This is a genomic window from Pseudomonas sp. R3.Fl (assembly GCF_023516765.1).
In the GTDB taxonomy this organism is placed as follows: domain Bacteria; phylum Pseudomonadota; class Gammaproteobacteria; order Pseudomonadales; family Pseudomonadaceae; genus Pseudomonas; species Pseudomonas citronellolis.
On sequence record NZ_JAMGSO010000001.1, the window covers coordinates 2,253,348 to 2,265,307 of the forward strand.

At 68.0% G+C, this 11,960-nt stretch carries 10 protein-coding genes, 1 tRNA gene and 1 pseudogene; 8 read left to right on the forward strand and 4 right to left on the reverse strand.

The window, feature by feature from the left end:
* Positions 1–278 precede the first annotated feature (278 nt).
* Positions 279–352 (reverse strand) — tRNA-Gly (locus M8R19_RS09700).
* A 162-nt stretch (positions 353–514) separates the two neighbouring features.
* Here M8R19_RS09700 and M8R19_RS09705 point away from each other — a divergent pair.
* The 4 genes from M8R19_RS09705 to M8R19_RS09720 all read left to right on the forward strand — a co-directional run bounded on the left by M8R19_RS09705 (position 515) and on the right by M8R19_RS09720 (position 5,137).
* Positions 515–1,078, forward strand: a complete 564-nt coding sequence (locus M8R19_RS09705; RefSeq protein WP_249917688.1) for a COG3904 family protein — start codon at positions 515–517, stop codon at positions 1,076–1,078.
* 215 nt (positions 1,079–1,293) lie between these two features.
* Positions 1,294–2,394 (forward strand): polyamine ABC transporter substrate-binding protein, encoded by a 1,101-nt coding sequence (locus M8R19_RS09710; RefSeq protein WP_074983041.1) that lies wholly within the window; start codon positions 1,294–1,296, stop codon positions 2,392–2,394.
* A 312-nt stretch (positions 2,395–2,706) separates the two neighbouring features.
* Complete coding sequence (locus tag M8R19_RS09715) at positions 2,707–3,924, forward strand: GGDEF domain-containing protein (RefSeq protein WP_249917689.1); 1,218 nt, start codon at positions 2,707–2,709, stop codon at positions 3,922–3,924.
* Between the two features lie 403 nt (positions 3,925–4,327).
* Complete coding sequence (locus tag M8R19_RS09720) at positions 4,328–5,137, forward strand: gamma-glutamyl-gamma-aminobutyrate hydrolase family protein (protein WP_249917690.1); 810 nt, start codon at positions 4,328–4,330, stop codon at positions 5,135–5,137.
* Between the two features lie 609 nt (positions 5,138–5,746).
* Here M8R19_RS09720 and M8R19_RS09725 read toward each other — a convergent pair.
* Complete coding sequence (locus M8R19_RS09725) at positions 5,747–6,148, reverse strand: hypothetical protein (RefSeq protein WP_009618073.1); 402 nt, start codon at positions 6,146–6,148, stop codon at positions 5,747–5,749.
* Between the two features lie 60 nt (positions 6,149–6,208).
* A complete protein-coding gene (locus M8R19_RS09730) occupies positions 6,209–7,129 on the reverse strand; it encodes a DMT family transporter (protein WP_074983036.1) in 921 nt (306 codons plus the stop codon).
* A gap of 135 nt (positions 7,130–7,264) precedes the next feature.
* Here M8R19_RS09730 and M8R19_RS09735 point away from each other — a divergent pair, with 135 nt between their 5' ends.
* The 3 genes and pseudogenes from M8R19_RS09735 to M8R19_RS09745 all read left to right on the forward strand — a co-directional run.
* Positions 7,265–7,702: an Lrp/AsnC family transcriptional regulator gene (locus tag M8R19_RS09735; RefSeq protein ID WP_009618069.1), complete on the forward strand. Its 438-nt coding sequence runs from the start codon at positions 7,265–7,267 to the stop codon at positions 7,700–7,702.
* Positions 7,703–7,840: 138 nt separating this feature from the next.
* Complete coding sequence (locus M8R19_RS09740; RefSeq protein ID WP_074983035.1) at positions 7,841–8,881, forward strand: aldo/keto reductase; 1,041 nt, start codon at positions 7,841–7,843, stop codon at positions 8,879–8,881.
* 334 nt (positions 8,882–9,215) lie between these two features.
* Positions 9,216–9,365, forward strand: a pseudogene (locus M8R19_RS09745) (GNAT family N-acetyltransferase); the annotation flags it as partial.
* Here the strand turns inward: M8R19_RS09745 and M8R19_RS09750 are convergent.
* Positions 9,339–10,223, reverse strand: a complete 885-nt coding sequence (locus M8R19_RS09750) for a LysR family transcriptional regulator (protein ID WP_116422532.1) — start codon at positions 10,221–10,223, stop codon at positions 9,339–9,341. The pseudogene M8R19_RS09745 and the gene M8R19_RS09750 sit on opposite strands and share 27 nt — an antisense overlap.
* A gap of 142 nt (positions 10,224–10,365) precedes the next feature.
* Between M8R19_RS09750 and M8R19_RS09755 the strand changes: the two genes are divergently transcribed.
* Entirely contained in the window at positions 10,366–11,910 is a 1,545-nt protein-coding gene (locus tag M8R19_RS09755) for an MFS transporter (RefSeq protein WP_249917691.1), read from the forward strand.
* Positions 11,911–11,960: the final 50 nt, after the last annotated feature.

An 11,960-nucleotide genomic window follows, 5' to 3' on the forward strand; every position in this document is an offset into this window, starting at 1 on the left:
AAATATCCGCGCCATCCCAGCAGGTTGAGTTACCAGCGATGCGGATGACAAGCCCCTGGAGCAGTTGAGCCCACTGGAGCGGGCCACGGTGCGTGATTACTGCAAATACCGCTTGGGCATCGAAACACATCTGGAGACTCAGGAAGAGCTCAACGCCTGCAAGGCTCAGTGCCCTCCGCCTGGCCAGACTCTTCGACACTTTTTCGACACCTTCCTGGCCCCGAAAAAGCAAAGCCCCCGAAACGCTAGGCATTTCAGGGGCTTGGCTGGGTTTGTTCTGGAGCGGGCGAAGGGAATCGAACCCTCGTCATGAGCTTGGGAAGCTCAGGTAATGCCATTATACGACGCCCGCTTGGGGGTGCCTTTTTACCAGAAGGCGCGGGCGGAGTGAAGCCTTGGTGCTGCACTTCGGGGCATTCGCCGATTCGGCTGTGCCGGGGGATGCCAAATGCCAGCATCGGCGGTATCTTCCGCTCCCATCGATTTCCCGCTGGGTTCAAGGCGAGGCAGGTTCATGGGCAATACCCTGGTGCGCGCGGCCGTGCTCGGTCTTTCGGTGCTGTGTTCGACGGCGGCTCTCGCGCGGGTCGAGGTTGCGCCGGTGCAGAACAAGTCGCTGGGGCTCACCCTGGCGGTGCGCGTCACCGAGGACATCGCGCCGGGGGACTACGAGCGCCTGCTGCAGGGACTGAAGCGCAACCCCGGCAAGTTCGCCCGCAGGATCGCCCTGCTCGACTCCATCGGCGGCAGCCTGGGCGAGGCCATCAAGATGGGCCGGCTGCTGCGCGAGGCCGGGTTCGATACCTGGGTGCCGCGCAACAGCGTGTGCCAGGGCAGCTGCGTCTACCTGCTGGCCGCCGGGCACACGCGGCGGGTGCGCGGCTATGTCGGCCTGCACCGTCCCTACTTCCCCGGCGGCGATTCCTGGCTGGCCGATGGCGCCAGCCGCTACAGCCCGGCCGCCTACCTGCGCGAGATGGACGTGCCCGTCGCCCTGCTGGACGACATGGCGGCCATCGAGCCGGGGCGCATGCGCGTGCTTTCCACGCAGGACCTCGCGCGTTACCGGCTCGATTGAGCCACCTGGTACGACGGTACGCCTTGTAACAGCCCGCGCCGGGATTCCGTCGCCGCGCCCGCCTGCCCTCCTCCCGCCCCTTGGCGCCAGGCTAGAGCCACCGGGGGCCGGCCGCCGGTAAATGGCCGGGGGCCATTATCGGGAATGGTTCTTGCTGTCGATCCGTGCGGAAGACCCAACTTACGCACGGATAGAAGAAAATCGGAGCAACCTGCATGTTCAAGACCTTCGGCAAGACCCTGCTCGCCGTGACTCTGGCGGGCGCTGTGGCTGGTATGGCGCAGGCGGACAACAAAGTGCTGCACGTTTACAACTGGTCCGACTACATCGCCCCTGACACGGTCGACAAGTTCACCAAGGCCACCGGCATCAAGGTCGTCTACGACGTCTACGACAGCAACGAAGTGCTGGAAGCCAAGCTGCTGGCCGGCAAGTCCGGCTACGACGTGGTGGTGCCGTCGAACAACTTCCTCGCCAAGCAGATCAAGGCCGGCGTCTACATGCCGCTGGACAAGTCCAAGCTGCCGAACTGGAAGAACCTCAACCCGGACCTGATGAAGACCCTCGAGATCAGCGACCCGGGCAACAAGTTCGCCATCCCCTACATGTGGGGCACCATCGGCCTGGGCTACAACCCGGACAAGGTCAAGGCCGTGCTCGGCGACAACGCCCCGGTGGATTCCTGGGACCTGGTGTTCAAGCCCGAGAACATCCAGAAGCTCAAGCAGTGCGGCGTGAGCTTCCTCGACTCGCCCACCGAGATGCTGCCGGCGGCCCTGCACTACCTGGGCTACAAGCCCGACAGCAATGATCCGAAGGAGATCAAGGCGGCCACCGCGCTGTACCAGAAGATCCGTCCGTACATCACCTACTTCCACTCCTCCAAGTACATCTCGGACCTGGCCAACGGCAACATCTGCGTCGCCGTCGGCTACTCGGGCGACGTCTACCAGGCCAAGGCCCGCGCCGCGGAAGCGAAGAACAACGTCCACGTGCTCTACAACATTCCGAAGGAAGGCGCCGGCGCCTTCTTCGACACCGTGGCCATTCCGAAGGACGCCGAGAACCCCGAAGGCGCGCTGCAGTGGCTCAACTTCCTGCTCGAGCCGCAGGTGATCGCCGAGATCAGCAACGTCACCTCCTTCCCCAACGGCAACGCTGCCGCCACCGCGCTGGTGAACGAGGAAATCCGCAACGACCCGGGCATCTATCCGAAGGAAGAGGTGATGAAGAAGCTGTACGCCTTCCCGGACCTGCCGGCCAACACCCAGCGCCTGATGACCCGCAGCTGGACCACCATCAAGACCGGCAAGTAAGCCGCCCCGGGAGATAACGCACCAGGATGGTGCCACGGCAAGAAAAACGCCCCCTTTTCGCCCAGCGAGAGGGGGCGTCTCGCTTTCCGCTTCCGCCCGGCGGCGCTGCCTTCCGTCGTCCGCGGGCTCGAATTCCCATCGTACTCCAGGCATGATGGCACTGAGACATCACTGCATTTTCCCGCGCAACGGAAGCCATCGGTCGGGCCGGGCAACCGCACCGCCATGGACCGCGGCGCCAGCGCGCCGGGCCGGCGCGTGCCTGCACCCGCCCCCGCTGCACCGCCCCGGGGCGCACCCAGGAGCCCAGGCATGACCGCCTTCGCCGATACCAACCCGCCACCGCTGCCCGAGCGCCCCGCCGAGGACTACCTCGCCGAGCGCGTCGCCACGCTGTTCTCCACCAGCCCGTCCACCGCGGTGGGCAACGTGTTCTCCGGCACCATGGTGTTCGGCGTCTACCATGCCAGCGCGCCCCTGCTCGGGCGCTGCCTGTGGCTCGCCGTGCTGGTGCTGCTGATGGCCGTGCGCCTGGGCCTGGTGCATGCCTGGCGACGCAACCCGCAGCGCCTGGCGCCGCACATCTGGGCGCGGCTGACCATGCTACAGTGCGGCGCCGTGGGGCTGGCCTGGGGCATCGGCGCCATCTGGCTGATGAGCTACGGCACGCCCTACGAGGACGTGATCTACGGCTGCATCGCCCTGGCCTCGGTGATGGTGGCCATGAGCAACGTGTCCTACTGGCCGGCGCACCTGGCCTTCCACGTGCCCATGTTCTTCTTCCTGGGCATCGCCTACTTCCGCGACCCCGAACCCCAGGCGACCTTCCTGGCGATCTCCGCCTGGATCGTCTGCCCCTTCATCGCGGAAATGGGCCGGCGCCTGCAGATCCGCTTCAACGAGGCGCTCAAGCTGGCCTGGGAACACCAGGTGCTGGCGCACAAGTACGCGCTGGCCAACCAGGAGCTGGCGGTGCTCAGCCGCACCGACGACCTCACCCGCATCGCCAACAAGCGCCACCTGGACGAGACGCTCAAGCGCGAATGGCACCGCTGCGCGCGGCACGCCGAGCCGCTGAGCGTGCTGATGCTGGATATCGACCACTTCAAGCTCTACAACGACGGCTACGGCCACCTCGCCGGCGACGTCGGCATCCGCCGCGTGGCCGAGGCCATCCGCGACAACGTGCGCGAGCACTGCGACTTCGTCGCGCGCTTCGGCGGCGAGGAGTTCACCGTGGTCATGCCCGGCGCCGACCTGGCCAGCGCCTGCGCCATCGGCGAGCGCATCCGCGCCGCCGTCGAGGCCCTGCAGCTGCCCCACGCCTGGGCCGCCCGCGGCCACCTGACGGTGAGCATCGGCGTGGCCTCCACCGCCCAGGGCCCGGTGGCCAGCCAGGAAGCCCTGGTGGGCAACGCCGACGTGGCCCTGTACGCCGCCAAGCACGGCGGGCGCAACCGGGTGGAAGCCTTCAGCGGCGACCCGGCCAAGGCGCCGCTGCCGCCCGGCAAGGTCGAACTGCCCGGCTGACGGGCCGGGGCGCCAGCGCCCCCGCAGGAAAGCTTCAGACGCGGCGCCCGCTCAAGGGCGCGGCCGGCGCGTGCCCGGCGATTTTCCGTGAAAATGTTCAGTATAATTTTCACGGAAAGGTCTGATCCGTAAAAAATAATGGACCGATATTTATCGAATTAAAGAAAAAATCCTTTAAATACAGCATCTTGAAAATGAAATCGCCATGAATTTCGGCCATTATTTTTAACGATCGAAAGCGAAATTGTTTGACATATTTTACGGCTCTGGCAGGCTGGTGGGCAGGCTTCGACCGTTTGCGGGCGCTTCCAGCCCCGCTACGGCAGTGCTCGGAGCCCCAGGTAGCGCCCTCCCGGCCGCGCCTGCACATAAACGACAGGCCGAGCCTGTCCCAAGGTGACATATGTCCAACAGCAACATTGGCAATAACAATCAGAAACTCCGCAAGCCCGTCGTCCTGATGTCCATGGGCGCCCAGGAACGCAAGGGCCACGACTATCAGGTGATGACCCACAAGTACATCACCCCGATCACCGACATCGCCGGTTGCGTGCCGGTCCTGGTGCCGACCTGCTGCGGCATCGACGATCTCGAGCAGTACCTCGACATGGCCGACGGCGTCTACCTCACCGGCGCCGGCAGCAACATCGATCCGGCCCTCTACGGCCAGGAAAACGAAACCCCCGGCAAGGCCCAGGACAAGCAGCGCGACCTCTTCGACCTGCCCCTGATCAAGGCCGCCATCGCCCGTGGCCTGCCGATCTTCGGCATCTGCCGCGGCATGCAGGAAATCAACGTGGCGCTGGGCGGCGACATTTACCAGAAGGTCTACGCCGAGCCCGGCTTCAACGACCACCGGGAAAACCCCGAAGACCCGGTCGAGGTGCAATACGCCCCGGCGCACAGCGTGCGCGTGGCGCAGAACACCTGGCTGCACAAGCTGCTGCAGACCGACTCGATCCAGGTCAACTCGCTGCACGGCCAGGGCCTGAAGACCCTCGGCAAGGGCCTGGAAGCCATCGCCCACGCCGAAGACGGCCTGGTCGAGGCGATCCACGCACCGACGCTCTCGCCCTTCCTCTTCGCGGTGCAGTGGCACCCGGAATGGCAGGCGCTGAAGAACCCCGACTCGGTGAAAATCTTCCAGGCCTTCGGCGACGCGTGCCGCCAGCAGGTCAAGAAGAAGCAGGCCCGCTACGGCAACGCTGCCTGAGCGGGCGCCGAAAGGCGCTGATGAAAAAGCCGCTCCTCCTCATGGGGGAACGGCTTTTTCGTTTGTGCGGCATTGACCGAGTCCGCTCCGACTGTATGAGCGGGCATGGCTTTTCGTAGGAGCGAGCTTGCTCGCGAATGGAAGCTGCCGGTGGCGCAGGCGCCTGACTCAAGAGCGCCCTCACCCCAACCCTCTCCCGCAAGCGGGAGAGGGGGCTGTCCTGAGCGGCCTGGAGGTCAGGCACCATCCTTCCCCTTCGCCACTCTCGCGAACGCAGGGACAGACAGGCGTTTCAGGCTGACTCTGGATTCACCACTCGCGCCAAACGGCCCCCTCTCCCTCCGGGAGAGGGCTGGGGTGAGGGAACGGAGTCAACCGAATACACCGCAGTCGCAAGGAAGCACCCTTCGCGAGCAAGCTCGCTCCTACCCTCACCATTCCCGCGAACGCAGGGACAGATAGGCATTTCAGGCTGACTCTGGATTCACCACTCACGCCGAACGGCCCCCTCTCCCTCCGGGAGAGGGCTGGGGTGAGGGAACGGAGTCAACCGAATACACCGCAGCCGCCAGGAGGTTCGCGAGCAAGCTCGCTCCTACACCCTCATCATCACTGCGACGTCCCCGCCGCCGGGAACACCCGCTGAATCCGATCGGCCAGCGCCAACGCCCGCTCGCTCTTGGTGAACAGCAACAGATAGTCATGATCGGACTTCGCAGCCGGGGCGATGCGGTACTCCAGCGGCCCCTGCACCACCTGCTGCCCCACCGGCACGCGGAAGGTGGCCACGCATTCGAGCACGCCGCTGTCCGGGTCCTTCTCGAGGATGGCCGCGTCGCGCAGCTCCACGTCCTTGAGCAGGTCGCCGCGGCCGGACAGCGGGCCGTCGGTGAACACCTTCACCAACTGGTCGCGCATGTCCTTGCTGGCGCACACCTCCGCCTCCTTGCCGCCGCAGGCGCCGAGCAGCACCGCGACACCGATCATTGGCAACAGCTTGTAGTTCATCATTCACCCATGGCATGACTTGGTGGGAGTTGGAGTCACCGCCTGGGGAAAAATTCCCACGCCTCAGCGCTTTCCGTAATCCGTCCCGCGCAGCGCGAAGCGCGCAGCCAACCGCCGCGGCAGCCCCCAGTCGCGCTGCATGCCGGCCGCGGCCAGGAGGATGGCCGCCACGCCCAGCCACTGCGCCAGGCCCAGGCGGTGGCCGAACACCACCCAGTCCACCAGGATCGCCGCCACCGGGTAGATGAACGACAGCGCGCCGGTCAGCGCCGTCGGCAGTTTCTGGATGGCGCCGTAGAGCAGCACGTACATCAGCCCGGTGTGGACGATGCCGAGGGTGGCCAGGCAGGCCCAGGCCGAGGGCTGCTGCGGCAGCGCCGAGAGGTTGGCCAGGGGCGCCAGCAGCAGCACGCCGCTGCAAACCTGCACCAGCGCGATCACATGCGGCGGCACCGCCTGCAGGCGTTTGACGATCAGCGCGGCAAAGGCATACAGCAGCGCCGCGCCCAGGGCCAGGGCGATGCCGCCCAGGTAGTCGCTGCCCGGCCCGCCGCTGCCGTGGGCGCTGACGATGGCCAGCATGCCGGCGAAGGACAACCCCAGCCAGCCGAGCTTGCGCGCGCTGAGCTTTTCGCCGAGGAACACGGCGGCCAGCAACACCAGCATGAAGGGCTGGGTGTTGTACACCGCGGTACCGATGGCGATGGACGCCCGCGAATAGGAGGCGAACAGCAGCACCCAGTTGCCGACGATGGCCACCCCGCTGAGCAGCGCCAGGCCGAAGGCGGAAAGGCTCAGCACGCCAGGGCGCAGCATCCCGAGCAGGGCGCAGGCGACCAGCAAGGTGGCGGCGCCGAACACGCAGCGCCAGAACACCACGTCCAGCACCGGCTGGCCGGACACCAGCACCAGCCAACCGATGGTGCCGCAGATCAGCATGGCCGCGGTCATCTCCAGAGTGCCGCGTTGAAGGGACTTGTCCATGGGGCTTCCTCCTGCAAGGTGTGCCTACAGCATGACAAGGCGTCACCCCGTCCTTCCATCGCAAACGGAAGGCATCCACCAAATATCGCCTTTACTATCAAGGCATCCACCCGCAATCGCCTAACGAGCCAAAAAATGACCGACGAAATCGACCAATTGCTGATCGCCGCCCTGATGGAAGACTCGCGCCTGTCGCTCAAGGCCCTGGCCCAGGTCAGCGGCCTCTCCGCGCCCAGCGTCGGCGAGCGCCTGCGCAAACTGGAGGACCGCGGGGTGATTCGCGGCTACACCCTGGAGGTGGACCCGAAGGCCTTCGGCTACCTGCTCCAGGCCATCGTCCGCGTGCGCCCGCTGCCCGGCCGGCTGCACGAGGTGGAACGGCAGATCCAGGCCATCCCCGAGTTCACCGAGTGCGACAAGATCACCGGCGACGACTGCTTCGTCGCCCGCCTGTGCGTGCGCGACATGGAGCAACTGGACACCCTGCTCGACCGCCTCAACGCCTACGCCGAGACCAGCACCGCCATCGTCAAGAAGACCCCGGTCAAGCGCCGCCTGCCGCCCATGGCCTGAGGCGGGCGCCGGCAGCAATAGGCAAGAATGCGGCAGCATCGAGCGCCGTCCTTCCAGGGCGCGGCGCCCATACTGGTGGCGTCCGCCGCTGCGCGAGGCAGCGGCGCCTTCCCTGCCCCCTCCCGAGGATTGCTCGCCATGCGCTACAGAAAGTTCGGCAACACCGGTCTGTTCGTCTCGGAACTCTGCCTGGGCACCATGACCTTCGGCGGCGAAGGCCAGCTGTGGAGCCAGATCGGCAAGCTGCAGCAGGCCGAGGCCGAGCAGCTGGTCGGCGCGGCCCTGGCGGCCGGCATCAACTTCATCGACACCGCCGACGTGTATTCCGAGGGCCGCTCCGAGGTCATCACCGGCCAGGCCCTGAAGAACCTCGGCGTGCCCCGCGAGGACGTGGTGGTCGCCACCAAGGTGTTCGGCGAGACCGGCACCCGCGGTGCCAACTCCCGCGGCCTGTCGCGCTACCACATCGCCGGCGGCGTGCAGGCCAGCCTGGAGCGCCTGCAGCTGGACCACATCGACCTCTACCAGGTGCACGGCTTCGACCCGGCCACGCCGATCGAGGAAACCCTGCGCGCCCTCGACGACCTGGTGCGCCAGGGCCTGGTGCGCTACGTCGGCGTCTCCAACTGGGCGGCCTGGCAGATCATGAAGGCCCTGGGCACCGCCGAGCGCCTCGGCCTGGCCCGCTTCGAGTCGCTGCAGGCCTACTACAGCATCGCCGGCCGCGACCTGGAGCGCGAACTGGTGCCGCTGCTGCGCAGCGAGAAGGTCGGTCTGATGGTCTGGAGCCCCCTGGCCGGCGGCCTGCTCAGCGGCAAGTACGGCCGCGGCGGCGAGGCCGAGGCCGGCAGCCGGCGCACCCAGTTCGACTTCCCGCCGGTGAACCGCGAACGCGCCTACGACTGCATCGACGCCATGCGCGGCATCGCCGAAGCCAAGGGCGTATCGGTGGCGCAGGTGGCCCTGGCCTGGCTGCTGCACCAGGAAGCGGTGACCAGCGTGATCATCGGCGCCAAGCGCCTGGAGCAGCTCGAGGACAACATAGCCGCCACCCAGGTCGAGCTGAATGCCGAAGAACTGGCCACCCTCGACCAGGTCAGCGCCCTGCCGGCCGAGTACCCCGGCTGGATGCTCGAACGCCAGGGCGAGTACCGCCGCGGCCAGTTGGGCGGGCGCTGAGCAGGCGAGCATGGCCTCTCGTAGGATGGGTGGAGCGCAGCGATACCCATCGCCGCAACCGCATGGGTTTCGCAAACTCAACCCATCCTACGAAAACCACCTCGATGCCTCCTATAGGAGCGCGCCCTGCGCGCGAAATCGCGGGCAGAGCCCGCTCGCATGGCTTCTCGTAGGAGCGAGCTTGCTCGCGAACAGACTCCGCAGCGGGGTTCATTCGCAAGCAAGCTCGCTCCTACGAAGAGCACCTCGGCGCAGCCGACTGGTCAGCCCCCTCCTGCGCGCGATTCGCAACCACCGCCCCGGCTTTCCAGGCGCGGGCGAAACCGGCAAGCGCCTGCCCCTGGGCGCGGCGCAGGAAGGCATCGTCCGCCACGAACGGATCATGCCCGACGGGCGCAAGCGCGACTCGCTGCGCTTCAGCATCATCGACGACGAGTGGCCGGCGGTGAAGGCCGCGCTACTGGCGCGCCTGGGCCGCGGCTAGGCGCACCCGCTCGATGTAGCGCGCCACCGCCGGCGCCTTCTCGAAGCGCCGGTGCAACAGCGACAGCCAGGAACTGGCCCGGCTGCCGGCGACACGTCGGTAGTTCACCTGCGGCAGGCTGATGCGCCGCAGCACCGACTCCGGCACCAGGGCCACGCCCTGGCCCAGGGACACCAGGGCGATCACCGCCACCAGGCTGCCCGGCTGCGGCCCCAGGCGCGGCACGAAGCCGCCCTGGGCGGCCACCTCCAGGGTGCCGGAAATCTGCTCGGGGAGGATGAAGGTCTCGCCCGCCAGGCGCGCCGCGGGAATCTCCGCCAGCTCGTTGAGCCGCGAGGCCTCCGGCAACGCCAGGACGAAACCCTCGTCGTGCAGGCGGATGGCCTCCAGCTCCGCCGGAAGCTCCATGGGCGAGCGCACGTAGGCCAGGTCCAGCTGGCCGTCGCGCACCAGCGCCGGCAGCTCGGCCATGGGCGCCTCGCGGATGTTCAGCAGCACCGCCGGGTACGCCGCGGCGAAATCGCTCACCTGGCGCTGCAGCACCCCGGAATAGGCCGCCGAGGCCACGTAGCCCAGCTCGATGTGCCCGGCCTCGCCGCGCCCGGCGCGCTGCGCGCCCAGCTGCGCCGCATCGAACTGGCGCACCGCCTGCTCGGCCTCGGCCAGCAGCGCCTCGCCGGCGGCGGTCAGGCGCACCTCGCGCTGGCTGCGCTGGAACAGGCGCACGCCAAGTTCCTTCTCCATGTCCTGGATCTGCCGGCTCAGGGTCGGCGGGGCGATGCCCAGCTGCTCGGCGGCGCGGGTGAAGTGGCCGTGGCGGGCGACGCTGATGAAATAGCGGAAATGGCGGATTTCCATGGGGCCTCGTTAGCTGCGGGCTAATGACGCAGGCCGCCGCGCCTAACAAGCCCGGCGCGCGCTGGCGTTACCGTGGCAGCAACACTACAAGGCCGGCGCCGCGCGGCAAAGTCCGGCGCCGGCACCGCTCCGGAGCCTCGCCATGTCCAACCGCCCTTCCGCGCGCTTCACCCTGCTGACCGCCTCGGTGGTGTGCGCGCTGATCATCCTCGACACCAACATAGTCGCCGTCGCCCTGCCGAGCATCGCCCGCGACCTGTCCGGCGCCTTCGCCGACATCGAATGGGTGGTCAGCGCCTATCTGCTGGCCTTCGCCGCCTGCCTGCTGCCGGCCGGCAGCCTGGCCGACCGCTTCGGCCGCCGGCGCATGCTGCTGCTCGGCCTGGCGCTGTTCGGCGCCGCCTCGCTGGCCTGCGGCGCCGCGCCCAACCTGGCGTTCCTCGACCTGGCGCGGGCGGCCAAGGGCATCGGCGCGGCGCTGCTGCTGACCTCCGCCCTGGCCGCCATCGGCCACCGCTTCCACGAGCCACGGGAGCGCCTGCGCGCCTGGGCCTTCTGGGGCGCCTGCATGGGCGCCACCATCACCTTCGCCCCGCTGCTGGGCGGGCTGATCGCCGCCAGCCTGGGCTGGCGCTGGATCTTCTACCTCAACCTGCCACTGGTGGCGCTGCTGGGCGCCATGGCCCTGCGCAGCATCGAGGAATCCCGCGACAGCGCCGCCGCGCGCCTCGACCCACTGGGCAGCCTGACCTTCGCCGGCGGCCTGGGCTACCTGATCTGGGCGCTGATCGACGCCAACCGCGCCGGCTGGGACAGCGCCCCGACCCTCGCGCGCCTGCTGCTGGGCGGCTTCCTGCTCAGCCTGTTCGTGCTGGTGGAGCGCAGCCAGGCGCGGCCCATGGTCGACCTGCACCTGCTGCGCAATGCCCGCTTCATCGGCGCGCTGCTGGGCATGTTCGCCTACGCAGCCTGCGCCCAGGTGATGATGACGCTGCTGCCGCTGTACCTGCAGAACGGCCTGCAACTGACGGCGGTGGCCGCGGGCGCCGGCATGCTGCCCTTCGCCCTGGCCATGCTGCTGGCCCCGCGCCTGGGCCTGCGCCTGGCCGCGCACCTGAGTCCGGCGCAGCTGTTCGCCCTGGGCCTGGCCCTGGTCGGCACGGGCAACCTGCTCTGCGCCGTGGCGGCGGGCCACGGCGGCTACCCGGCCTTCGCCCTGGCCAGCCTGCTGCTGGGCGCCGGCGCCGGGCTGCTCAACGGCGACACCCAGAAGAACATCATGGCCTGCGTGCCCCGCGAACGCACCGGCATGGCCTCGGGCCTGAGCACCACCACGCGCTTCGGCGCCATCGTCCTGGCCATCGGCATCCTCGGCGGCGTGCTCGCCGCGCGCAGCGCCCAACTGCTGCGCGAAGCCCTCGCCAACGTGGCGCCGGCGCAACTGGACAAGGCCGCGGACATGGCCACCCGCGTAGCAGCCGGTGACCTGCCGGCGGCCCTGGCGCTGGTCGACCCGGCCCTGCGCGAGGCCCTGGCGCCGCTGGCGCGGCAGGCCTTCATCGGTGGTTTCGAGACGCTGCTGCAGGTGGCCGGCGTGGCGGCGCTGGCGTTCGCCGTGCTGGTCGGGGTGCTGCTGGGCAAGCCGTTGCCGGAGTTGGAAATCGCCCGGCCGGACGGCATTGCCTGAGCACTGTGATCGAATCTGCAAACAACCGGAAAAGCCTCTCACCCAGCCAA

Bases quoted from the DNA above. Each gene is read 5' to 3' on its own strand.
- M8R19_RS09730 (WP_074983036.1), bottom strand. From the start codon at position 7,129: ATGGACAAGTCCCTTCAACGCGGCACTCTGGAGATGACCGCGGCCATG.
- M8R19_RS09705 (WP_249917688.1), top strand. From the start codon at position 515: ATGGGCAATACCCTGGTGCGCGCGGCCGTGCTCGGTCTTTCGGTGCTG.
- M8R19_RS09710 (WP_074983041.1), top strand. From the start codon at position 1,294: ATGTTCAAGACCTTCGGCAAGACCCTGCTCGCCGTGACTCTGGCGGGC.
- M8R19_RS09720 (WP_249917690.1), top strand. From the start codon at position 4,328: ATGTCCAACAGCAACATTGGCAATAACAATCAGAAACTCCGCAAGCCC.
- M8R19_RS09725 (WP_009618073.1), bottom strand. From the start codon at position 6,148: ATGATGAACTACAAGCTGTTGCCAATGATCGGTGTCGCGGTGCTGCTC.
- M8R19_RS09735 (WP_009618069.1), top strand. From the start codon at position 7,265: ATGACCGACGAAATCGACCAATTGCTGATCGCCGCCCTGATGGAAGAC.
- M8R19_RS09755 (WP_249917691.1), top strand. From the start codon at position 10,366: ATGTCCAACCGCCCTTCCGCGCGCTTCACCCTGCTGACCGCCTCGGTG.
- M8R19_RS09715 (WP_249917689.1), top strand. From the start codon at position 2,707: ATGACCGCCTTCGCCGATACCAACCCGCCACCGCTGCCCGAGCGCCCC.
- M8R19_RS09750 (WP_116422532.1), bottom strand. From the start codon at position 10,223: ATGGAAATCCGCCATTTCCGCTATTTCATCAGCGTCGCCCGCCACGGC.
- M8R19_RS09740 (WP_074983035.1), top strand. From the start codon at position 7,841: ATGCGCTACAGAAAGTTCGGCAACACCGGTCTGTTCGTCTCGGAACTC.